The organism is Candidatus Microbacterium phytovorans (genome assembly GCA_029202445.1).
Lineage (GTDB): Bacteria > Actinomycetota > Actinomycetes > Actinomycetales > Microbacteriaceae > Microbacterium > Microbacterium phytovorans.
In genome coordinates, this window is record CP119321.1 from 1,794,825 (window position 1) to 1,814,904 (window position 20,080).

Genomic DNA, 20,080 nt, shown 5'->3' on the forward strand with positions numbered 1-20,080 from the left:
GACCGGGAAAGCCCGTGGGTGCGCGGACTACCGCGTGCGGCGCGCGCGCCAACCGCGGATGCCGAGCTGGATGGCGATGAAGGTGAGGAACACCGCGAAGAGCACGTTCGAGACGAACGGGTCGAGGAGCGTCGCCACCCAGGCGCCCAGTGCCGTCGTGGTGCACGCCGCGACGCCGACGAGCGCCGCCGCGACCAGGTCGACGTTTCCGCGTCGCAGATTGCCGATCGTGCCGGAAAGCGCGGTCGGGATCATCATGAGGAGCGATGTGCCCTTCGCGATGAGGTCGCTTGTGCCGAAGAGGAACATCAGCGCGGGGACGACGATCACGCCGCCGCCGACGCCGAGCAGGCCCGCCATGATGCCCGTGAACACGCCGAGTGCGGCAAGGCCGAAGCCGACCCCCCACGTGAGCGTGAGCTCGGCATCCCGGGAGGGGACGACGACGAAGAGCATGACGATGACGACGACGAGGAAGCCGACGAACCCCCAGCGCAGCGCGTTCTGCGGAAGTCGGGCGAGCAGCCACGTGCCCACCTGCGCGCCGATCACAGCACCCGCGGCCAGGATCACGGCGGGCACCCAGGCGACCGAACCGTGGATCGCGTACGAGACGACGCCCACCGTCGCGGTGGGCACGATCGCGGCGAGCGACGTGCCCGCGGCGAGCCGCTGGTCCATGTGCAGCAGGAGGAGCAGCATCGGCACGATGACCGTGCCGCCGCCCACGCCGAACAGGCCCGACAGGAGCCCGGCGGCGAGGCCGATGCCCAGGCACGAGAGGACGTAGCGCGGCGTGCGCGCGTCGGTACGCGCCGTCACGCCCCGTTCTCCGACGGCTCCGGCTCGGTCGCGGCCTTCTCGAACTGCGAACGGTAGAGCCGCCAGTACGCACCCTGCGCGGCGATGAGCTCGTCGTGGCTGCCCTTCTCGACGATGTCGCCGTGCTCCATCACGAGGATGAGATCGGCGTCGCGGATCGTCGAGAGACGGTGTGCGATGACGAACGAGGTCCGCCCCTCGCGCAGCGCGGACATGGCGTGCTGGAGCAGCAGCTCCGTGCGGGTGTCGACGGAGCTGGTCGCCTCGTCGAGGATGAGCACGGCGGGCTGCGCGACGAAGGCGCGGGCGATCGTGATGAGCTGCTTCTCGCCGGCGGAGACGTTCGCGGCATCCTCGTCGAGCACCGTGTCGTAGCCGTCGGGCAGCGAGTGCACGAAGCGATCGACGCGCGTCGCGACGGCCGCATCGACGATCTCCTCGTCGGTGGCGTCTTCGTTGCCGTAGCGGATGTTCTCGCGGATGGTCCCGGCGAACAGCCACGGGTCCTGCAGCACCATGCCGGTGCGCGAGCGGACGTCGTCACGGGTGAGGGTCGCGACGTCCTGGCCGTCGAGCAGGATGCGGCCTCCGTCGAGCTCGTAGAACCGCATGAGCAGGTTGACGAGCGTCGTCTTGCCCGCGCCCGTCGGACCCACGATCGCGACCGTCTGGCCCGGCTCGACCCGGAACGACAGATCGGTGATGAGCGGCTTGTCGGGCGAGTAGGAGAACGCGACGTGCTCGAACTCGATGACACCGCGCCCGTCGACGAGCTCCGGCGCGTCGTCGGCATCCGCCTCTTGCTCCGGCTCGTCGAGAAGCGCGAAGACGCGCTCCGCGGATGCCGTGCCCGACTGCACGACGGCGGCCATGCCGCCGAGCTCCGACAGCGGCTGCGTGAACTGCTGGGAGTACTGGATGAACGCCTGCACGCTGCCGAGCGTGAGCTGTCCCGAGGCGACCATGAGACCGCCGAGCACCGCGATGCCGACGTACGTGAGGCTGCCGATGAACATCATCGACGGCATCATGAGGCCGGAGAGGAACTGCGCCGTGAACGCCGCCTGGTAGAGCTCCTCGTTCTCCTCCTGGAACTTGTCGCGAGAGTCTTCCTCGCGGCCGTAGACGCGGACCAGGGCGTGACCCGAGAAGGACTCCTCGACGCGCGCGTTCAGTCGACCGACCTTCTGCCACTGCGTCGCGAACGCCTTCTGCGACCGCGGCCCGATGACGCCGAAGATCACGGCCATGAGCGGCAGTGCGATGAGGGCGACGATGGCCAGCTGCCAGGAGATCGAGAACATCATCACGAGCACACCGACGACGGTCAGGATGTTCGTGATCGCGGTCGACAGCGCCTGCTGCATCGTCTGGGTGATGTTGTCGATGTCGTTCGTCACCCGCGAGATGAGCTCACCGCGCTGCACGCGGTCGAAGTACGCCAGCGGAAGGCGGTTGATCTTCGCCTCCACCTCCTCGCGCAGGCGCCACATGGAACGCACCATGATGACGTTGATGACGTAGCCCTGCAGCCACGTCAGCACCGCCGAGACGACGTAGATGACGAGCACGGACACGACGACCCAGCGCAACCGATCGAAGTCGATCCCCGCGCCGACCTCGAAGCCGGACATGCCCGCGATGAGGTTGGCCTGGTCGTCCTGGCCACCGGCCCGCAGCGCATCGACGACCTGCTCCTGACCGGTGCCGGCGGGGAAGAACTCGAGCAGCGTGCGCGAGAGGAAGCCCTGGAAGATGATGTCGGTCGCCTGACCGAGCACCTTGGGCGCCCAGACGGCGAGCACGACGCCGATCGCGCCCATGAGGGACACGAACACGAACGCCCACTTGTGCGGTCCGAGGAGACCGATCATCCGGGCGAAACTCTTCCCGAAGTTCGCGGCCTTGCCCGGCGCGACCGAGTCCCAGTCACCCGAGGTCAGGCGCGCCTGCTCCGCGCGCTCGAGGTCGAGACGCTCCTCCTCGGTCAGCGTCTTCTCACCGGCATCCGTGCTCATGCGTCCACCCCCAGCTGCGACTCGACGATCTCGCGGTAGGTCTCGTTGCCCGCCAGCAGTTCGTCGTGCGTGCCGAGCCCCACCACCTTTCCGTCGTCGAGGACGACGATGCGGTCGGCGTCGGTGATGGTGGAGATGCGCTGGGCGACGACGACCTTCGTCACCGACGGGAGCGCGCGCCACAGCGCCTGGCGCAGCCGGGCGTCGGTCGCGACGTCGAGCGCCGAGAACGAGTCGTCGAACACGAGGATCTCCGGCCGGTGCACGATCGCCCGCGCGATCGCCAAGCGTTGACGCTGACCACCCGACACGTTCGTTCCGCCCTGGGAGATGCGGGCGTCGAGACCACCCTCCATCTCCTCGACGAAGTCGCGGCCCTGCGCGATCTCGAGCGCCTGCCACAGCTCTTCGTCGGTCGCGTCTTCACGTCCGAACCGGAGGTTGGAGGCGACCGTGCCCGTGAAGAGGAACGCACGTTGCGGGACGTAGCCGATCCCCTGCCACAGCAGGTCGAGATCGGCGTCGCGGACGTCGACCCCCGCCACGCGCACGACGCCTCCGGTGACGTCGAACAGGCGCGGGATCAGCGAGACCAGCGTGGTCTTGCCGGAACCGGTCGAACCCACGATCGCGAGGGTCTCGCCGCGCTCGGCTCGGAACGAGAGACCCTCGAGCACGGGCGACTCCGCACCCGGGTACGTGAACGACACGTCGTCGAACTCGACGGTGCCGCGGTCCGGGAACGACCGGACGGGCTGGGCGGGGCGCGTCAGCTGGTCGTCGGAGGCGAGCACCTCGCCGATGCGGTCTGCCGACACGGCGGCGCGCGGGATCATGATCGTCATGAAGGTGGCCATGAGCACGCCCATGAGGATCTGGCCGACGTACTGCATGAAGGCGAAAAGCGTGCCGATCTGCACGTTGCCCTGATCGACCTGGATGCCGCCGAACCAGATGACCCCGACGACGGTGACGTTGAGGACGAGCATCGCCAGCGGGAACATCAGCACGAACAGCGAACCCACCTTGCGGCCGACGATCATGATGTCGGTGTTCGCGACGCGGAACCGTGCTTCCTCGATGCTCTCGCGCACGAAGGCCCGCACGACGCGCACACCGGTGAGCTGCTCGCGCATGATGCGGTTCACGCCGTCGAGCTTCTGCTGGTAAGCGCGGAACAGCGGCACCATGCGGCTGATGATGAGGCCGGCCACGACCAGCAGCACCGGGACCGCGACGCCGATCAGCCAGCTGAGGCCGACGTCCTGCTGCAGCGCCATGATGATGCCGCCGATGGCCAGGAGCGGCGCGGTGACGAGCATCGTCGCGCCCATCATCGCGAGCATCTGCACCTGCTGCACGTCGTTCGTGTTGCGGGTGATGAGGGTGCCTGCGCCGAAGCGCGAGACCTCGCGCTCGGAGAAGCCGCTCACCTTCTGGAACACGTCGCGGCGGATGTCGCGGCCGGCGCTCATCGCCGCGCGCGCGGCGAAGTAGGTGGCGATGACCGACGCGACGATCTGTCCGAGCGCGACGCCGAGCATGAGAACGCCGTGGGACCAGATGTAGCCGGTGTCGCCCGTGGAGACCCCGTTGTCGATGATGTCGGCGTTCAGGCGCGGCAAATACAACGACGCCATCGCCGACGCGAACTGGAACACCAGCACCCCGGCGAGCCACCACCGATACGTCGAGAGGTAACGGATGAGGAGCTTGCCGAGCATGCGAAACCTCCGGGTCTGACGGCGAACGGTCCATGCTAACGCCGCCCGGCGACACCGCTGTAGGCGTCCGGCGTGCTGTTCGCTGTCAGCGCGAGAGCGCGCCCACGCTCACCGAGGTCAGGCGACGCGGGATGCCGAGACGGCGCGACTCCACGTGCCGTCGTAGATGCGGCGGTGCGGCATCGCGTCGGAGGCGCCCCCCGGGCAGACTACGGAGACGCGGAACACCTCCGAGCTGCGCTCGCTGAACCATTCGGCCTCGCGGTCGACCTGTTCGCGCACGCGCGCGGTCAGCAGTTCGTGATTGTCGTGGTCGGGGCAGCGGAAGACTGCCGGCACCAAAATGACGTCGCTCATCGAATCCCCCCAGTGATCGATGCACGGGACCCCCATCCCGTCACTCCACAAATACCAGTTCCCGGGGTGCCGGATCAAGTGCCGGTCACCCCGGGAACGGGTGAGAGGGAGGGCGTCGTGTCAGAACGTCGCCGTGTCGGGGTCGGCGCCCACCCGCTGCCCGCGGTCCAGTGCGTCGATCGCGGCGATCTCGTCGGCCGTCAGCTCGAAGCCGAAGACGTCGACGTTCTCGACGATGCGCTCGCGCGTGGACGACTTGGGGAAGACGATGATGCCGTTCTGCAGGTGCCAGCGGATGACGACCTGCGCGGGCGTCGCGCCGTGGGCGGCGGCGGCATCCTGTACGGCCTTCTCGGCGAACAGGTCGTACTTGCCCTGGCCGAGCGGGCCCCATGCCTCGGTGCGGATGCCGTGCGCGTCGCCGAAGGCGCGCAGCTCTCGCTGGGCGAACGCGGGGTGCAGTTCGATCTGGTTCACCGCCGGCACGGTGTCGGTCTCTGCCAGCAGTCGCTCCAGGTGCGGGCGGTGGAAGTTCGAGACGCCGATCGATCGCGTCAGGCCCTGGTCGCGCAGACCCTCGAGCGTCTGCCACGACGCGACGTAGCGGTCGAGGTCGGGGCGCGGCCAGTGGATGAGGTAGAGGTCGACGTAGTCGAGACCGAGGGCTTCGAGGCTCGTCGCGAGCGCCGCGCGCGCAGTGTCGGTGCCCTGCTCCGAGTTCCAGAGCTTCGTGGTCACGAACAGGTCCTCGCGCGGGATGCCGCTCGCGGCGATGGCGCGACCCACGCCCTCCTCGTTGCGGTAGACGGCGGCCGTGTCGATGTGGCGGTAGCCCGCTTCGAGCGCGTCGGAGACGATGCGCTCGGTCTCCGCGGGGTCGACCTTGAAGACGCCGAACCCGAGCTGGGGGATCGTGTGGCCGTCGTTGAGGGTGATGTCGGGAATCGTCATGTTCCCAGCCTGTCATCCCCGGCGCGCTCGTGGGTCGCGTGTCGTGGTGGCCCGGGGCCGCTCCGCCTCCCCCCGGATCGCGGTCGGCCCCAGGCCGGGAGTGCCCGCCGAACAAGAAGGCACTCGAAAAAGCAGACGCGCGAAGACCGGTTTCATTACGCGAGATGAGGACTCTCTCACTGAATTCTCGGCGCGCGCGGTGCGACAGAGCCCTCTCGAGGCCGTGAGGCCGAGAGGGCTCCGGCGGGTACGTCGCGCGGAGCTGGGGACTCCTGGGACACGGGGGGAGTGTCATATGCGATGTGATGAAACCCGCGTCGCCAGGCTATGCCCCCAGCCCCTGGCGCCCTCGTCTGCGCCGATACCGGGCGTGTCGGCGGTGAGCGTCGTGGCCCGGAATCTCCCCCGCCTCCGCGTTATGTTCCCTTCGGCGCATATCAAGGGCCGCCACCTCCGTCAACGCCCTGGGCGACGCTCCCCCCAGCGACGTAATTTCTCGCGCGTAGCGTGGGCGGGCCTGGGGCCGGCTCCCGCGAGCCACGGCCCGGGCGTGAAAGGATGCGGTAGGCCACTGCATCCGCCTCGCTCATGCGGTGGCCCCGACGGGTTGGGGGACTTCGTCGGGGCCATCGGTCCGCCGGGTCCCCGGCATGCTCGTCGGTGGTGAGGTGCGCTCGAGCCGGAATGAGAAAGGGCCGGGTGATCCCGCACCCGGCCCGGCGAGGTGAAGCCGTACCCCGTGGCATCCACGCTACGCAGCACCAGGCTCGGCCACATCCTCCCTGAGGGGGAGGATGCCTACGACTTCGGGACGACGCGGGGAGGCTCAGCCGTAGAGCTCGCCGACAGGGACCGGGACCGTCAGCACGTTGCCCGGCGGCGCGAGCGGGCACGCCCACGCGGGGTCGTAGGCGCACGAGGGGTTGTAGGCGAAGTTGAAGTCGAGCACGATCGAGGCGGCATCCGCCGTGATGCTCGCACCGAGGTCGGCGCCCTTGATCGTGTCGATGAGGTAGCGACCGCCGCCGTAAGTGCCCCCCGGCGTCCCGGCGAGCGCATCGCGCAGCGGGATGAACAGTCCCCCGCCGTACGAGGTCAGGCGCCAGACGTCGAGGCTCCCGACGTGGGGGATATCGACGCGCGCGACGCGGGCGAACTCCACGTCACCGTCGGTGCCGGTCGTGAACGTGAACCGTTCGGGTTCGGCGGGGAGCAGCGGCACCTCGAACCGCCACGCCGGATCGTAAAGCGCGACGGGCAGGCCGGCGAACGCCTCGCGATCGGGGGGCAGCAGCGGCGACGCGGGATGCTCCGCCATGAGGTGGTCGCGTCCGCGTCGCCACACGTCGTGCGCGGCCTCGGCATCCGTCGTCGCGCGCACCTCGCCATACAGCGCGTACACGCGCCGCCGCCAGTCGACGACATCGAGGGCGGTGCGGGCCTCCGTGATCGCGCTCATGGCAGCCGGCGCAGGGCGGAGCGCTGGTGGGCGGCCCGCGCGCCGGTCTTCTCGGACTCGACGATGTACGCGGGGTCGTCGTCGGATGCCGTGAAGTGCTGATCGGCGAACGTGAAGTCGGAGCGACGCTCCTCCACGACCTTCCCCTTCGTCCGTCCTTGTGTCGTGTTCCAGCTGACGCGGTCGCCGACCGACAGTTCCGTGGCCATGGGTCTCCCTCTTCGCTCGTTCCCATGCTCACGTCGTCGGAGCAGCGGCACCAGGGGCTTGACGACCGCGGCTCTAGGCTGACCCTGCGGCGCCGCCCGGGCCGCACCCACCGAAGCGCCTGGAGGACGAGTGCTCGCCGACCTCATCGCCTGGATCACCGGCGGCGTCGCCCAGGCCGCCGTCGACCCGATGGCCTGGCGGCAGCGGGCGGCGGTTGCGGCGGAGTCCGGCCAGGTGCTCGGCGCGTTCCGTGTGCGGCAGGGCACGGTGTCCGGACTCGGACGTCACTGGCGCGAGGTCGAAGCTCGACTCAACGGTCACCGACTCGCGTTCGAGCGGCAACGTCTCCCCCTCGACGACCTGCGTCGGATGGCGCGACCCCGGGCTCGCGATGCGTTCGGCCTCATGGTCCCCGATCCGGTGCTCGTCGAGATCCGCTCCGGTGACGCGGTGGTGGAGTGGGCTCTTCCCGAGACGGATGCCGACGGCATCCTCGATCCGTGGCAGGCGGGCCGATGATCGGCGAGCTCATCGGCGAGGTGTTGAGCGCCTGGGGCGGCGAGTGGGGAGCGGGGTGGGGTCTGCGCCGTGCCGCGCGTCGAGCTCGACGCGCGGGGCGAGTGCTGGCCGCCCTGCGCGTGCCCGCCGGCTCGGTCGAAGGGCTTTCGGCGCACTGGTCGCTGCGAGAAGTGACCGTCTTGCCCGGTGAGATGTCGGATGACGAGCATGCGTGGCGGGTGCGCGACGTCGTCCCACAAACGGGTGAGCCGACGATGGGTCAGCTCATCGCCAACCCGCTCCCGGAGCAGTCAATCATCTCGCTGGACGTCGAAGGCGTGCGGGTGGAGATGACGGTGCTGCCCGAAGACGTCGCGCTCGTCGTTCGTGGGCTCAAGGGTTCGAGGTGAGTCAGCGGGCCGGCGCGGCCTCACTCACACCCGCGGGTCACTCCGCGTTCGAGCGTGTGACTTCGAGCGGCACCGACTGCCGGATCATGACGGCGGTCGTGCTGTTGAGCGTGTGCTCCCGGAGCGCGGCGAGTACCGCCTCCTTGATGACGAAGAAGAGGATCACCATGCCGATCGCGTAGCCAGCGATGGCGAGAACGATGTTGAGAAGGTCCATGGCTGGACTCTATCGATGGGCGGCCTGAGGGCCGGCGAGGACTCAGCTCTTTCGGCGTCTGTTGAGCCAGATCTTGGCCACCGTCGCTGCGGTCACCGCCGCGATCGCGCTGCCGAATGCGCGCTCCCACTCCGGCTGGCCGCCCTCGCCCGTGAACGGGCTGGATGCCCACCGCACGCCGACCTCCGCTGCCGCGAACGCCACGACGCTGACGACGAAGACGATGACTCCCGCGATCAAGGATCCGACGGGACCGAACTCGTCCTCGTCATCCGCCATGTGCGCGAGCGTAGCGGGTCGCGAGGGGGCGGACGAGGGCGTCACGGAAAAGTCATCGACTCAGCGACACAGCGGCGTAAAGTGGGCCGACATGACGGGAGAGCCGTACCGCGGAGATTTCGCTGACGAAGCGCACCCCTTCCGCGCACCGGACGTCTTCTGGTTCGTCACCATCGCGTGGCTGGCGCTCCTCGGCGCGGTTCTCGTCCTGACGAACAGCCCCGGAACGTCCATCGCCCCGGGCCTCGAAGGCTTCCTCGTCACCGCCATTGCGGTCGTATCGCTCCTCGTCACCTGGGCAACGGCGCCTCTCGCGTGGCTGCTGGGTCGGAGCCTGCGGCGCGTGCAACCCGCTTTCCTGCACCTGGTGGTGTTCGGGGCGTCCGCGTTCATCGTGGGGTTGATCCTCGGCACGCTGGCATCCTCTTTCGCGCACACCTCCAGCGAGGAGGCCTCGATCGCCACCGGCGCCGTGTGCGCAGCATGCGGCGTCCTCGGGCGATCGGGGGCGTTCATCGCTCGCTGGGCTACCGGCTACCGCACGAGAGCTCGTTCCGCAGCGGTGTGAACCACGCGCCTGTCGCGCGGCTGCGTGACGCTGCCGCCGTAGGCATTCGGGTGGGCCTGCGGCTAGAGTTCGAGAGCGCCGCCGACCCGACGGTGACGCGCAAGAGTCGCTCGTCGCCACGCGCGCCTCCTGCCCCTCCGACAGCTGGGTCACCCGATGACGCTCATCCGCCGCGCCGCGCGACGCACTTCCGTGCACACGGGGGTCGTCCTGTCGACGGCGGTCCTGCTGGCATCCGTGCTCCTGCCGAACGGGGGCGCGGTGGCATCGACCGCATCGACGACTCAAACGGCATCGCCGGCGTCTGCCGGTCTCGGGGAACTCACGGAGGCGCCCGCACTTCCGCTGGTGACCATCGTCGGGAGCGCGCGGGTAGGTGTCGAGCTCACGGCGGATCCGGGCTCGTGGCCCGAAGGAGCCTCGTTCGACTACCAGTGGCTCGTCGGGGGTGTCGCTGTCGACGACGCGACCGCTGCGGCCTTCACCCCGCGGGCCGCCGACGTCGGCAAGACCGTTCAGGTCACCGTGACGGGAGCCGTCCCGGGTTCGGAGACGATATCGGTCACGTCGGAGCCGACGGAAGCCGTCGACTATGGCGTTCTCTCCGCGTCGTCACTGCCCGTCATCTCCGGCACCGTCCAGGTCGGCAAGGTCGTGACGGCGAGCGCCGTCTGGTGGACGCCGTCCGCCCTGACGTCGTACTCCTGGTACATCGACGGCGAATGGGCGGGCGGCGCTCAGCGCACGTACTTCATCCGACCCGCGGATGCCGGCAAGGAACTGACTGTTCGCGTCAGCGGCTTCGCATCGGGATACCGCGCCACGTCGGTGGGATCCGTGCCCGTGACCGTGGCATACGCCGAGCTCACCGCGCCCATTCCGACGATCACCGGCTCGGTGCGGATCGATGAGGTTCTGACCGTACAGGCCGGGGAGTGGACGGCGGGAACGTCGCTGCGCTACCAGTGGTCGGTCGACGGGGCGCCCATCGAGGGGGCCACGGGCACCTCCTACACCGTGCGCCACGCCGACGCCGACAAGACGATCACGGTAGCCGTCTCGGGCACGAAGTACGGGTATGCGCCCGTCACCGCGACATCGGCCCCGACATCGCCGGTGGGATACGGCATCCTCCACGCTCCGAAACCGATCATCAGCGGCGCGGCGCGGGTCGGCGTGACGCTGAAAGTCAAGGTCGGCAGCTGGACTGCCGGCTCGACGCTCTCCTACCAGTGGTTCGTCGGCGGACAGCCGCGCCAAGGCGCCACCGGCACGACGCTCGCGCTTCAGCCGTCCGACCTCGGCAAGCGGATCAGCTTCGCCGTGACCGGGTCGCTCGCGGGTCACAAGACGACGCATGTCGTCTCGGCGGAGACCGCCGCCGTGTCGCCGGGCACGCTCGTCACCGCCGTCCCGACGATCCGCGGCACCGCGAAGCACGGTGTGATACTCACCGCGAAGCCGGGCGCCTGGTCGGCGGGTACGACGCTCAGCTACGCGTGGTACGTCGGCGGCTCGAGGGTCGCCGGCGCGACGAGCGCGAGCTTCACCCCGACCAAGGCTCACATCGGACAGATCGTCAAGGTGAAGGTCACCGGCCGAAGAGCGGGCTACACCGCGGTCACCACGACCTCTGCAGCGACGAAGCCGGTCGCGGAGAAGTCGGTGTTCCGCCTGAAGACGCCTGATATCACGGGCACACCCAAGGTCGGACGGCAGCTGCTCGTCAGCACCACCGTGTGGGTGCCGGAGATCCGCTACCAGTGGTACGTCGGCGGAAAGGCGGTGGCCGGCGCGACGCGGGAGATCTTCGTGCCGCGCACGGGAGATCGTGGCAAGGCCATCACCTGCAAGGTCACGATCCGCAAGCCCGGCTGGGTGTCGGTGACGAAGACGTCCGAGCCCACCGCCAAGGTTCGCTGACGCTCACTGAGCGCGGCGCGCGGCTTTCCGTTGAACAGCCGCTTCACGCCATCGGAAGGCTCCGGTAGAGGCCGTGAGTAGCCATCGATGCGATTCCGACACGGACGACAGCAACAGCAAAGCCCTCGAAACCCGCAGATTCCCGAGGTTTTGAGGGCTGTTTCAGTAGCAGGAGCGGGGCTTGAACCCGCGACCTCACGATTGCGGAAGCACATTGCACTCGCAAAGATTAGCGAGATCAGGATGCATATCGCGAGGGGTCTCCACTGAGCGCTACGGGTTGCAAACAGGCCACAAACCGGCCATTAACGCCCATACTCGCCCAGCCGCTTCATCCATCGACGGTGATCGCCGGCATCGTTGGACGTCGAGAGCGCATCTCATTCACCGTGTCCAGCATCTCGCCCAACGCGACGTCGAAGCATTTGCGCGCCCATCGGATGCTCGCGTGCCCCTGCGGACGCCGAGTTCGTCCGAGGTGGAAGTCGCCGCATGCGTCGCAGGGGTACGCGTTCAGCCCCGGGGTGTCACCGAAGTCGATGAAGGCAGCTACCCACGCCTCAGTGACGGCTGCATAGCCGACCTTGCCGGTTGACCCGCACCTCGGCCGCGAGGAGACGACACTGCCCGTCATGTATCTCTCGCCAACCGCAACCCGCCAATGCGCCGGGGCGACCGACGCTCCGATCGAAACATGCGTGGGTGTGATGATGCCCTCGGCGATCCGGCGACGCGTGCGGCGGTCGACCTCAGCGGCGCGTGCACACGAGGACGAGCAATACCGTGCGTGATCAAGCGCACTCAACATCCTCGTCACGTGGCGACAGCAGAACATGCACCACACCGACACAGGATGCTGACCCGCTTCAGACACGCGAGAACTGTCGCACGAAGCTGCGACACAAAGAGCGATAGAGAAGTCGGTGCTCTCTCCGCGCGTTGCCACATCCACCTCTTGATCAGCGAGCGGTGCGCGAACCTGGTTGACGAGTTCGCCTGCCGACTCGAAGCATAAGTAGGGGTGCAATGAACCGACGATGGCCGCCCTTGCTGCCGACTCTGACGGAGTGATTAGGGGCACCTACGGCCCTAGATCTCGCCGTGCCAGGATTGGTGCCGTCGAGGCCGCCCGATCATCACAAAAGAGACCGGGGCGATGAACGCTGGGAGATCGCCCAACCAGCTCGACGCGATGCTGTCGGCATCACTTAAGTACAGGACGAGGGCGCTGCTCGGGCGTGGCGCTCGAACGGTCTGTCAATCTCACTCCCCGCCAAGAATCCACGCGATCGACTAGCTGAGCTATCGAGAATCAGTACCGCGTCCGACCACCCACGCGCGAGCATCCAAAGCGTACCTCGCCGCGAGGAGCGATCAGTAGCTCCATCCGATGAGGTCGTGCGGGAACACCTTCTTAGCGACTCCATCCACCTTAATGTCGATGTGGAGGTGTGGCCCGGTGACGCATCCCTTGTTGCCGGAGTAGCCGATGAGGTCTCCTGCCTTCACGGTCTGACCATTGCTGACGGTGAACGAGTTCAGGTGGGCGTAATCGAACCGGTACGAACGGCCATCGCGGCTGGAGTTGACGATCAGGTCCTGCTGAGTCCGACCGATAGCCTCCGGAACGGGGCACCACGACGACTCCACCTTGTAGGGCGCGGGGATACTGACTGTGCCGCCGTACATGGCGTAGACGGGCGTTCCGATCGGCACGGGGAAGTCGTCACCGTTGTGGCCGGCGTAGGTGGTGAGCTTCCCGTGAGGCTGGATCGGGTAGACCCACCCGTTCATCCCGGGCAGCGTCGTCGAACTTCCCCCGCCTCCCCCGCCGCAGTTCGGTTCGCTAGCGACAAATCCGATGGTGCCCTTCGGGACGAGGCCGTTGACCGTGGTGTTGAAGTCGGCGTCGGCGACCCAGTCTCCCCACAGCAGTCGATGCCATGTGGAGGACTTTGTGGTTCCTGGCGTCGCACTGCCGTCGACACCCTGTCCGTTCGTCACACCACAGACGACCGGCAGCCGCGTACCGACCGGGTAGACACGGAAGAGGGTGCTGCTCAGGTTGGCGGCGGACTGGCTTTGTGTACCGGACTGGTTGCCGGCTGTGGAGCCGGGGTAGACCTTGATCCAGCCGACGACGTTGCGCGCCCAGACTGCCTTCCCGTTGCTGTCGTAGATCACGAGGTTCCCGTCGTCTTGGAGGAGGAGACGGTTGCCCCCAGTGCCCCAAGAGCCGGACTCCCACCGCGCTGAGCCCCCAGAGTTGTAGGTGACGAGGTTGCCATCGCTTTGCATGACAGCGCGGGTCGCGTCACCGCCACCGGTGGCCCAGATGGCACCGGACGGCCCATACGCGACCAGGTTTCCGTCAGTCTGCATCGTGAGCCGGTAGGTGCCGTTCGGCGAGCGGAGGCTCTTGTTTGCCGTGAGCGTCTGGTTCGCCCGCAGTATCGACGGTGCCGCAACGGTGACCGGGGCGGACGTGCGCGATAGGGCGGTGAGGTACGGGAGCGACCCGGTGACGGTCACAGTGACCGCAGCATCCTGCTGAGCGAACCCAGGGGTGAAAGTCGAGGAGGTCGCTCCGGCAACCGGGGAACCGTTGGCGGCCCACTGATAGGTGAAGGTCGCCCCTGCCGGGGCCCAGTTTCCAGCCTGCGCGGTGAGCGTCTCGCCAACCTTGGCGGCGCCGGTGATGGAGGGCGTCGCGGCCGAGTCGAACGAGCCCTTGCCGACTGACGTCGTCGCCTTCGACGTCTGTGCCACGGTGGTGTACCCGGTCTTCGTGCCGGCGACGCGCACTTTGATAGCGCTGCCATAGTCATCGGCGCTGAGCTTGTAGGAGCTGCTCTTCGCCCCGGTGATGGCCACACCGTCTCGGTACCACTGGTACTTCAAGGTCGGTGCGGGCTTCCACGTGCCCGTGGTTGCGGTCACCGTCCCGCCGACTTTCAATGTTCCCGACACCGTGGGGGTAGGGGTCTGCGAGAACGTGCCTTTCGCGACGGTGCGCGTGCTCTTCGACACCTTGGCGACGGACGTGTAGCCCGTCTTCGAGCCGGTGACCTTGACCTTGAGGGTCTTTCCGGCATCGGCGCCGCGGAGAACGTAGGTGGACTTTGTTGCGCCGGAGATGGCCACCGAGCCTCGGTACCACTGGTACTTCAGCGTGGCCTTCGGCTTCCAGGTGCCGGGCTTCGCGGTCAGCGTGAGGCCGACCTTGGCTGTGCCCGAGACGGTCGGCGTCGGCGCGGACGTGAACCTCGACGCGGCCGACGCGGCCTCGGTAGCAGCTCCCATGCCGAACATCAGCAGCGCAGCGATAGTGAGCGCCGCGAGCGCGCGAGCGCGACGGCTGTCGAGAATCCCCAGCATTTCTCCCCCAAGAAAGGCTCGCGGCGCACCCCAGATGCCCCGTTGCCTGAAGGTAACGTCTTGCCGCCTGTGCCGTCAACCGCGGCTGGCGGTGTCACTCTCAGAAATGTGGCCCGGGAAGCGGTTCTCCGCCGTGTGGAACTTGGCGTAGGTGGCGGTGCGAGTGAATCGGCGCGCGAGTCAGACTCAAATGTTAGAAAGCGAGTGAGGACCGCACCGACCCGCCTCGCCCGACATTTAGGCACACATTCGAGGTAGCCACTCTCAATTGTGGGGACCATATCGCCAGGCTGGAGACGCCGGCTAGGTCGCCGAGCGCAACCAGCAGTTCTGGCTCTGACCCCACTCATCCGGCCCGGGTCGCGTGAACGGAAACACCCCGTCAGCGATCAGGGTTCGGGACGGACATCGAGAAGTTCCCTCAGCCACAGCTGCCGGGCGAAGTGGTCGTGCGGCTCCTCGAGAGCGACACCCACGAATACGTCAAGGTCGAAGCGGCCACCGAGGACGAAGCGATCGACCTCGCCGCTGACCAGTTCGCCGACCGGTACGACTCGGACGACGAGGACGAGGACGAGGACGCTGGTGACCCCCGCGACTACCTCACCGTCGCCGGAGTGTTCCGCGGCGACGTGGACGGCTACTCCGACGAACTGGAGTTCGTACCGTGACGAACTGGAGTTCGTACCGTTCCGCAGCATGGACGAGAACACCGCCCACGACCGGCTGCAGTACGCCTGAGGCGCAGGTCTCTCGCTAGTCGTGAAGACGCGCTAACGTGGCCCCATCGCGTAGTCGAGAGGCATTGCCGTGCGCAGAGCAACGAAGGACAAGTTCATCGCTGGCGTTTGTGGCGGGCTTGCGCGACAGCTCGGCATTCCGCCACTCGCTGTGCGCGTATCGGCTGTGCTGATCGCATCGGTGGCCATCCCGGTCTACATCGTGCTGTGGGTGCTCGTCCCTACCACGACGGAGTTCTAGCCTCCGGCTCGTCTACCTAAAACGGAGGGCGGAGGATTTCTCCCCCGCCCTCACAGTCAGTCAGCGCTTGAACGTCCACTTTCCGTCCGCGACGACCTCCATGACGCCGGGGCCAGCCTTGATGGTCTTGGTGCCGGAGTAGCGACCGATCTCGTTCACGAGCAGATCCCAGGTGCCGGCCCGGTGGTACATGACCGCGAAGTTCGAGGAGCCCTTGTGGGTGATCTTCGCCTTTTTGAGCGACGTGGTGGAGTAGAGGAACACCCCATCGCCAGAGCTGCTGGACTTCATCGTTGGCGCGTCTGCAACGGGTGAGACAACGAGCTTCCAACGGCCGTCGGCGATGATCTCCAGGTACTTGGTCTCTCCGCGTTCGTACTTCGACAGCCCGACTGCGGTGGTCCCGCTGTACGTGCCGATTTCGTTCACCGGCAGCCCGGCAAAATCACCGTCCGCGTCCAGCCCTTGAATGATGAAGTTGCTGTCGCCGGAGTGGGTGGCCTTGATGATCGCCGCCTTCGTCCCCTTTGGCAGCTTGATGACGTCGTCGCCGGTGCCGGAACGCGTGAACGACGTGAACTTGCCGTATTCCTTCAACGCCCACGACGCAGCGACGGTGGAGGTCTTGGCTGAGGTCCGAGTGACGGACTTGAAGCCCGTCTTCGTCCCGGTTACCTTCACCACGATCCGCTCGCCGTGCTGGGCAGCCTTGATGGTGTGAGTCGACTTGGTCGCACCGACGATCTTCGCACCGGACGCATACCACTGGTATGTCAGCGAAGTACCCTTCGTCCACTTCCCCGGTGACGCGGTGAGCTTGCTGCCGACCTTCGCGGTGCCAGTGATCTTCGGTGTCCCCGCGGTGAGGTTCTTGGCGGTGGGGTGGTAGACGGCCTGCTCGACCGCGACCGCCGGCGTTGCCGGACCTACCGCGTAGGCAGCTCCCCCTCCGACGGTCAAGCCCGCGACCAGCAGGGCCACTGTCGCAGCCTTCACGAACACACGCATGAGCAACTCCCCAGAGTATGGCTCCCAACGAGTGCGCTTTCCCCAGCGCGCGGGAGCGGTACCAAGACACTATCCAGGCCACCAGGCATCCGCCAACAGAGCCCGCCGCGTACATGGCTGTCATGACTGACACCGGGAAGGCGATCGCAGGGATGATGGGACTCCTCGTCGCCTCCGGCGCAGTGGCGACGCTGTCCCTCTCGAACGCGGGGCTGTACGGGATCCTCGCTTCGTCCCTTTCGAGTGCGCAGTCGCATGCTGGCAAAGCACTGCGGGTCGGATCGCCAGAGAAGCAGGCGCTCGCACCTTGGCCGCGAAAAGTGACCGTACACGCCTTGGCGGGTACCGCCGATTCTGGAGTTCGCGCGAATCCGATGGTTCAGGCGTGGCAGCTGATCACTCGGGTCAGCGCAGGTGGGCGACCTGATCGTCGGCACCAAATCCGCCTCCGGCGGGGCGACCCTCAACCAACACGACTTCTGCCTCTACATGCTCAGCGAAGCGGATTCGCGCGACGACAAGCCGGCGTACCTGTGGCAGCCAAAGATGGCAAACGAGGTCCGGGAGTCCGTCACCGGTGGGCAGGACTCCGCATGCTTTCACGGCTTACCTCGCGCGCACTATCGAACTCACCAACGTCGCGCTTGAGGTCGTCGCGGATCGCGTCGATGGGTTGAATCCTGAAGCGCGACACCTGTCAGCGTCGATGCGGGTCAGGCGGCAACGCGCTCAACTCGGCATCTGTCGGCCGCCTCGAACAGGGTCGAGCCGGTTCAATGACATGTTCCCGAGGATGACCCGCTAGACGGCCAGGCTGTCGCACGTGGAAGACAGGGTTGCGGGACGCAAACTACCCGAAGGAGTCACTGGGGCGGCGACGATGACGGGAATAACGGCCGTACCACGGCTAGGCGGGACTACTTCCTGGTGATGACCTTCAGCGTCTGGGTGCGGGTCTCGGTTCTCGTCTTGCTCCAGACCTTGCCGGTGAGGGTGACCGGCTCCTCCCCCATGTACTGCATCATCGCGCCGAACTTCTCGCCCTTCTTCGGGGTGATGTAGTCCTCATCGTCGTCGTAGGTGGTGGAGAACGACTCGAAAGTCCATGCTCCGTCGGTGGTCTGGCCTTCCCACCATTCGGCGTCATCGAGGTACTCGCTGGCGGTGCACTCGGAGTCGAGGTAGGCGGACCAGCTGCAGTACATCCACTCGACGTCGACGGTGAACTTCTGTGTGCCGGGCAGGTCGTACGCCTTGCATGCGATTCGCAGTCGGGCCTCCACCGAGTCTTCGCTGATGACGTCCAGGATCTGGCAGTCCGGGATCGTCACCTCGTACTGCTCGAAGGTGATCTTCTTGGTCTGCTTCACCTGGTACTTGACGGTCTGGGTGACCTTGTACGTGCCGGCCTTGAGCTTGACGGACGTCTTGTTTTTGAGGTTGACGCCCTTCTTGGTGGCAGTGATCCGCTTGGAGATGACCTTCACGTCGGAGCCGGACGTCTTCACCGACGGCTTGACGGTAACCGTCTTGCCCTTCGCGACCTTCTTCGTCGGCAGCTTCGCGATCGTCACCGGCGCCTTGGTGGCCGCGGCGACCGGGGCAGGGGTCGCGGTCGGTGTGGTTGCGCTCGCTGCCGTGGTGACACCGCCGGCCAGAGCGACGGTAAGGGCGATGGTCGCGACGACCGTGGTCAGACGTTTCATGCAGGTGCCTCCCCAGAAAGCTGCAGCGCCGATAGGCGCACGCCCTGATCCTGCCATGAGATGAGGACATTCTCATGCTGGGAAGGAAGCTATCCATCACTGCACGCTCACGTCACGCACCTCGCCGAGTGGGCCGGCGGGCCTGGTGGGGGCGACCAGCGCTCGGTTTGGGTTGCAGCACCGCCGCTGAACTCTTGGTGGTCGTAGTCGCTGCAGCGTGGGCGCTTAGGCAGGCGCATATCGCATCGCCGTAGGTGGTGGCGGTGAGCCTCGGGTGCGCGGGCTGCTTCGCCGGCGGCCGGAAGCCGCGTTCGTGTTCCACTCCCGCGACGACGTCGACGTTACCTCACAGGAAGCACCGCGCTCAGACTGTCAGCCTGCGTCGCCGACGTGGCAGTTCGCCGCTGCTCAGGCTCGCTGGACCGCTGCTAGGACCGGACGATGCGGCGAGCACTCGCTCAGCCGACGACTCGTGGCGGGGCTGGGTGGGTGTGTACGAATGAGTGCAGGTGCTCGCTCAAGCGACGGGACGCTTCACCAAAGTCATCACTCCTGAGCGCCGCCTCGTGAAGATCCCCGATCAGCCAGATGACTTCTCACGGCCAGCGTCGCGCCCATCCGCCGCGACGCACTCGTGGATCGCGTGGCGCACCTGGGCGGCATCATGCGCGAACGCCTGCTCGGGACGCAGGAGCTCGACGACGTTGTGGGCGGCTTCCGCGGCCGTGGACCGCTACAGGGCCTGGATCTGGCCACCGACCGGACGAGCAAGCAGCCCGCGGATGCCCTGGTTGCGGCAGTCGCGCGCGAGTGCCTGACTCGCGGCCTGCATCTGAACATCGTGCAGCTGACCGGGATGGGCGGCGTCTTCAGGATGCGCCTCCGCGCATGATCGCGGAGACGAGGCTGGCCGCGGAGCTGGACACCCTCGAGTACTCACTCGTCTCCGCGCGCGCCGCCGCGCGCTGACGCGTGAGCCTCAGCGGGGCCGCGTCGAGAAGATGAGCATCTCCGCGAACGCCTCCAGCGTGGCGTGCGCGCCGTCGAGGTCGCCGTCCGCGAGCCGCCACAGCATGGAGCCGTCCACGAGGTCGCGAAGATACAGCCGAGGACGGACGGCGGGACGGTCCACTCGATGTCCGCGCGTTTCGCGACGAACTCCAGGTACGGATGGTAGTCCCGCCAGACGCCCCAGCCCGCGCTGGTGTCACGGACGACTTGGTCAGGCACGAGGGCTGGCTCGTCGAACTCGGCGGGAGTGAACGCGGCGAGAAGCGTCATGGCGTTCCGTCCGGTCAGGGGCGGCGAGGTTCCGTCACTGACCTCCATGCGCGGCGGGGCTCCGGTGCGTGCGTCAGATGCCGGTGCGCTCAAACGCCAGCGGCCCCTCCGAGACGAGAGGGGCCACCGAGTAGTGTCAGGCGTCGGGTCAGGGTGCGGTGGAGCAGTAGACCTGTGCGTTGCCGAAGACGGCGAGGCCGCGGACTGTGTTGCCGTTGCCGGACGAGGTGAGTCGGATGCGGTTCGCGTCGGTGATGTCCGCGGTGACCACAAGGCCCGCACCGATTCCT

22 protein-coding genes are annotated in these 20,080 nt (G+C 67.2%); 8 read left to right on the forward strand and 14 right to left on the reverse strand.

What is annotated here, in order from left to right; genetic code table 11:
- Positions 1-27: 27 nt before the first annotated feature.
- From P0Y48_08565 to P0Y48_08595, 7 genes are all read right to left on the reverse strand, one after another.
- The gene (locus P0Y48_08565; protein WEK12529.1) at positions 28-822 is read right to left on the reverse strand and encodes a sulfite exporter TauE/SafE family protein; all 795 of its coding nucleotides are present in this window, start codon (positions 820-822) and stop codon (positions 28-30) included.
- Positions 819-2,840, reverse strand: coding sequence for an ABC transporter ATP-binding protein (locus tag P0Y48_08570; protein WEK12530.1), 2,022 nt, complete (start codon positions 2,838-2,840; stop codon positions 819-821). Before P0Y48_08570 ends, P0Y48_08565 begins: the two co-directional genes overlap by 4 nt.
- Entirely contained in the window at positions 2,837-4,564 is a 1,728-nt protein-coding gene (locus P0Y48_08575; GenBank protein ID WEK12531.1) for an ABC transporter ATP-binding protein, read from the reverse strand. Before P0Y48_08575 ends, P0Y48_08570 begins: the two co-directional genes overlap by 4 nt.
- A gap of 117 nt (positions 4,565-4,681) precedes the next feature.
- A complete protein-coding gene (locus P0Y48_08580) occupies positions 4,682-4,921 on the reverse strand; it encodes a hypothetical protein (GenBank protein ID WEK12532.1) in 240 nt (79 codons plus the stop codon).
- A gap of 120 nt (positions 4,922-5,041) precedes the next feature.
- Positions 5,042-5,872, reverse strand: coding sequence for an aldo/keto reductase (locus P0Y48_08585; protein WEK12533.1), 831 nt, complete (start codon positions 5,870-5,872; stop codon positions 5,042-5,044).
- A gap of 826 nt (positions 5,873-6,698) precedes the next feature.
- Complete coding sequence (locus P0Y48_08590; GenBank protein ID WEK12534.1) at positions 6,699-7,331, reverse strand: DUF1684 domain-containing protein; 633 nt, start codon at positions 7,329-7,331, stop codon at positions 6,699-6,701.
- A complete protein-coding gene (locus tag P0Y48_08595; protein ID WEK12535.1) occupies positions 7,328-7,540 on the reverse strand; it encodes a DUF2945 domain-containing protein in 213 nt (70 codons plus the stop codon). Before P0Y48_08595 ends, P0Y48_08590 begins: the two co-directional genes overlap by 4 nt.
- A gap of 130 nt (positions 7,541-7,670) precedes the next feature.
- Between P0Y48_08595 and P0Y48_08600 the strand changes: the two genes are divergently transcribed.
- Positions 7,671-8,060 carry a hypothetical protein gene (locus P0Y48_08600; GenBank protein WEK12536.1) on the forward strand — a complete coding sequence of 130 codons (390 nt, stop codon included), beginning with the start codon at positions 7,671-7,673 and terminating at the stop codon, positions 8,058-8,060.
- Positions 8,042-8,449: a hypothetical protein gene (locus P0Y48_08605; GenBank protein ID WEK12537.1), complete on the forward strand. Its 408-nt coding sequence runs from the start codon at positions 8,042-8,044 to the stop codon at positions 8,447-8,449. The genes P0Y48_08600 and P0Y48_08605 overlap by 19 nt, the downstream gene beginning before the upstream one ends.
- 37 nt (positions 8,450-8,486) lie before the next feature.
- On the opposite strand, the gene P0Y48_08610 is transcribed toward P0Y48_08605, so the two are convergent.
- Together P0Y48_08610 and P0Y48_08615 are read right to left on the reverse strand one after the other, a co-directional pair.
- Positions 8,487-8,666 (reverse strand): hypothetical protein, encoded by a 180-nt coding sequence (locus tag P0Y48_08610; GenBank protein ID WEK12538.1) that lies wholly within the window; start codon positions 8,664-8,666, stop codon positions 8,487-8,489.
- A 42-nt stretch (positions 8,667-8,708) separates the two neighbouring features.
- The gene (locus tag P0Y48_08615) at positions 8,709-8,945 is read right to left on the reverse strand and encodes a hypothetical protein (protein ID WEK12539.1); all 237 of its coding nucleotides are present in this window, start codon (positions 8,943-8,945) and stop codon (positions 8,709-8,711) included.
- Between the two features lie 91 nt (positions 8,946-9,036).
- On the opposite strand from P0Y48_08615, the gene P0Y48_08620 reads away from it, so the two are divergent.
- Together P0Y48_08620 and P0Y48_08625 are read left to right on the forward strand one after the other, a co-directional pair.
- Entirely contained in the window at positions 9,037-9,513 is a 477-nt protein-coding gene (locus P0Y48_08620; GenBank protein ID WEK12540.1) for a hypothetical protein, read from the forward strand.
- A gap of 156 nt (positions 9,514-9,669) precedes the next feature.
- On the forward strand, positions 9,670-11,436 hold the full coding sequence (locus P0Y48_08625; protein WEK12541.1) for a hypothetical protein: 1,767 nt from the start codon (positions 9,670-9,672) through the stop codon (positions 11,434-11,436).
- A 1,374-nt stretch (positions 11,437-12,810) separates the two neighbouring features.
- On the opposite strand, the gene P0Y48_08630 is transcribed toward P0Y48_08625, so the two are convergent.
- Positions 12,811-14,814, reverse strand: a complete 2,004-nt coding sequence (locus P0Y48_08630; protein ID WEK12542.1) for a peptidoglycan DD-metalloendopeptidase family protein — start codon at positions 14,812-14,814, stop codon at positions 12,811-12,813.
- Between the two features lie 449 nt (positions 14,815-15,263).
- Here P0Y48_08630 and P0Y48_08635 point away from each other — a divergent pair, with 449 nt between their 5' ends.
- Together P0Y48_08635 and P0Y48_08640 are read left to right on the forward strand one after the other, a co-directional pair.
- Positions 15,264-15,485 carry a hypothetical protein gene (locus tag P0Y48_08635; protein WEK12543.1) on the forward strand — a complete coding sequence of 74 codons (222 nt, stop codon included), beginning with the start codon at positions 15,264-15,266 and terminating at the stop codon, positions 15,483-15,485.
- Positions 15,486-15,624: 139 nt separating this feature from the next.
- Positions 15,625-15,795 (forward strand): PspC domain-containing protein, encoded by a 171-nt coding sequence (locus tag P0Y48_08640; GenBank protein ID WEK12544.1) that lies wholly within the window; start codon positions 15,625-15,627, stop codon positions 15,793-15,795.
- A gap of 60 nt (positions 15,796-15,855) precedes the next feature.
- Here P0Y48_08640 and P0Y48_08645 read toward each other — a convergent pair whose 3' ends face one another.
- Positions 15,856-16,776, reverse strand: coding sequence for a hypothetical protein (locus P0Y48_08645; GenBank protein ID WEK12545.1), 921 nt, complete (start codon positions 16,774-16,776; stop codon positions 15,856-15,858).
- A gap of 441 nt (positions 16,777-17,217) precedes the next feature.
- Between P0Y48_08645 and P0Y48_08650 the strand changes: the two genes are divergently transcribed.
- Positions 17,218-17,451 (forward strand): hypothetical protein, encoded by a 234-nt coding sequence (locus P0Y48_08650; protein WEK12546.1) that lies wholly within the window; start codon positions 17,218-17,220, stop codon positions 17,449-17,451.
- Between the two features lie 269 nt (positions 17,452-17,720).
- Here P0Y48_08650 and P0Y48_08655 read toward each other — a convergent pair whose 3' ends face one another.
- Complete coding sequence (locus P0Y48_08655; GenBank protein WEK12547.1) at positions 17,721-18,509, reverse strand: hypothetical protein; 789 nt, start codon at positions 18,507-18,509, stop codon at positions 17,721-17,723.
- 643 nt (positions 18,510-19,152) lie between these two features.
- Here P0Y48_08655 and P0Y48_08660 point away from each other — a divergent pair.
- Positions 19,153-19,401: a hypothetical protein gene (locus tag P0Y48_08660; GenBank protein ID WEK12548.1), complete on the forward strand. Its 249-nt coding sequence runs from the start codon at positions 19,153-19,155 to the stop codon at positions 19,399-19,401.
- Between the two features lie 87 nt (positions 19,402-19,488).
- Here the strand turns inward: P0Y48_08660 and P0Y48_08665 are convergent, their stop codons facing one another.
- Together P0Y48_08665 and P0Y48_08670 are read right to left on the reverse strand one after the other, a co-directional pair.
- The gene (locus P0Y48_08665) at positions 19,489-19,641 is read right to left on the reverse strand and encodes a hypothetical protein (protein ID WEK12549.1); all 153 of its coding nucleotides are present in this window, start codon (positions 19,639-19,641) and stop codon (positions 19,489-19,491) included.
- Between the two features lie 297 nt (positions 19,642-19,938).
- Positions 19,939-20,061, reverse strand: a complete 123-nt coding sequence (locus P0Y48_08670; GenBank protein ID WEK12550.1) for a hypothetical protein — start codon at positions 20,059-20,061, stop codon at positions 19,939-19,941.
- Positions 20,062-20,080 lie beyond the last annotated feature (19 nt).

Excerpts from the sequence above, each read along its gene's own strand:
- P0Y48_08575 (WEK12531.1), bottom strand. The coding sequence starts at position 4,564 with ATGCTCGGCAAGCTCCTCATCCGTTACCTCTCGACGTATCGGTGGTGG.
- P0Y48_08655 (WEK12547.1), bottom strand. The coding sequence starts at position 18,509 with ATGAAACGTCTGACCACGGTCGTCGCGACCATCGCCCTTACCGTCGCT.
- P0Y48_08625 (WEK12541.1), top strand. The coding sequence starts at position 9,670 with ATGACGCTCATCCGCCGCGCCGCGCGACGCACTTCCGTGCACACGGGG.
- P0Y48_08570 (WEK12530.1), bottom strand. The coding sequence starts at position 2,840 with ATGAGCACGGATGCCGGTGAGAAGACGCTGACCGAGGAGGAGCGTCTC.
- P0Y48_08590 (WEK12534.1), bottom strand. The coding sequence starts at position 7,331 with ATGAGCGCGATCACGGAGGCCCGCACCGCCCTCGATGTCGTCGACTGG.
- P0Y48_08620 (WEK12540.1), top strand. The coding sequence starts at position 9,037 with ATGACGGGAGAGCCGTACCGCGGAGATTTCGCTGACGAAGCGCACCCC.
- P0Y48_08615 (WEK12539.1), bottom strand. The coding sequence starts at position 8,945 with ATGGCGGATGACGAGGACGAGTTCGGTCCCGTCGGATCCTTGATCGCG.
- P0Y48_08585 (WEK12533.1), bottom strand. The coding sequence starts at position 5,872 with ATGACGATTCCCGACATCACCCTCAACGACGGCCACACGATCCCCCAG.
- P0Y48_08630 (WEK12542.1), bottom strand. The coding sequence starts at position 14,814 with ATGCTGGGGATTCTCGACAGCCGTCGCGCTCGCGCGCTCGCGGCGCTC.
- P0Y48_08610 (WEK12538.1), bottom strand. The coding sequence starts at position 8,666 with ATGGACCTTCTCAACATCGTTCTCGCCATCGCTGGCTACGCGATCGGC.
- P0Y48_08595 (WEK12535.1), bottom strand. The coding sequence starts at position 7,540 with ATGGCCACGGAACTGTCGGTCGGCGACCGCGTCAGCTGGAACACGACA.
- P0Y48_08580 (WEK12532.1), bottom strand. The coding sequence starts at position 4,921 with ATGAGCGACGTCATTTTGGTGCCGGCAGTCTTCCGCTGCCCCGACCAC.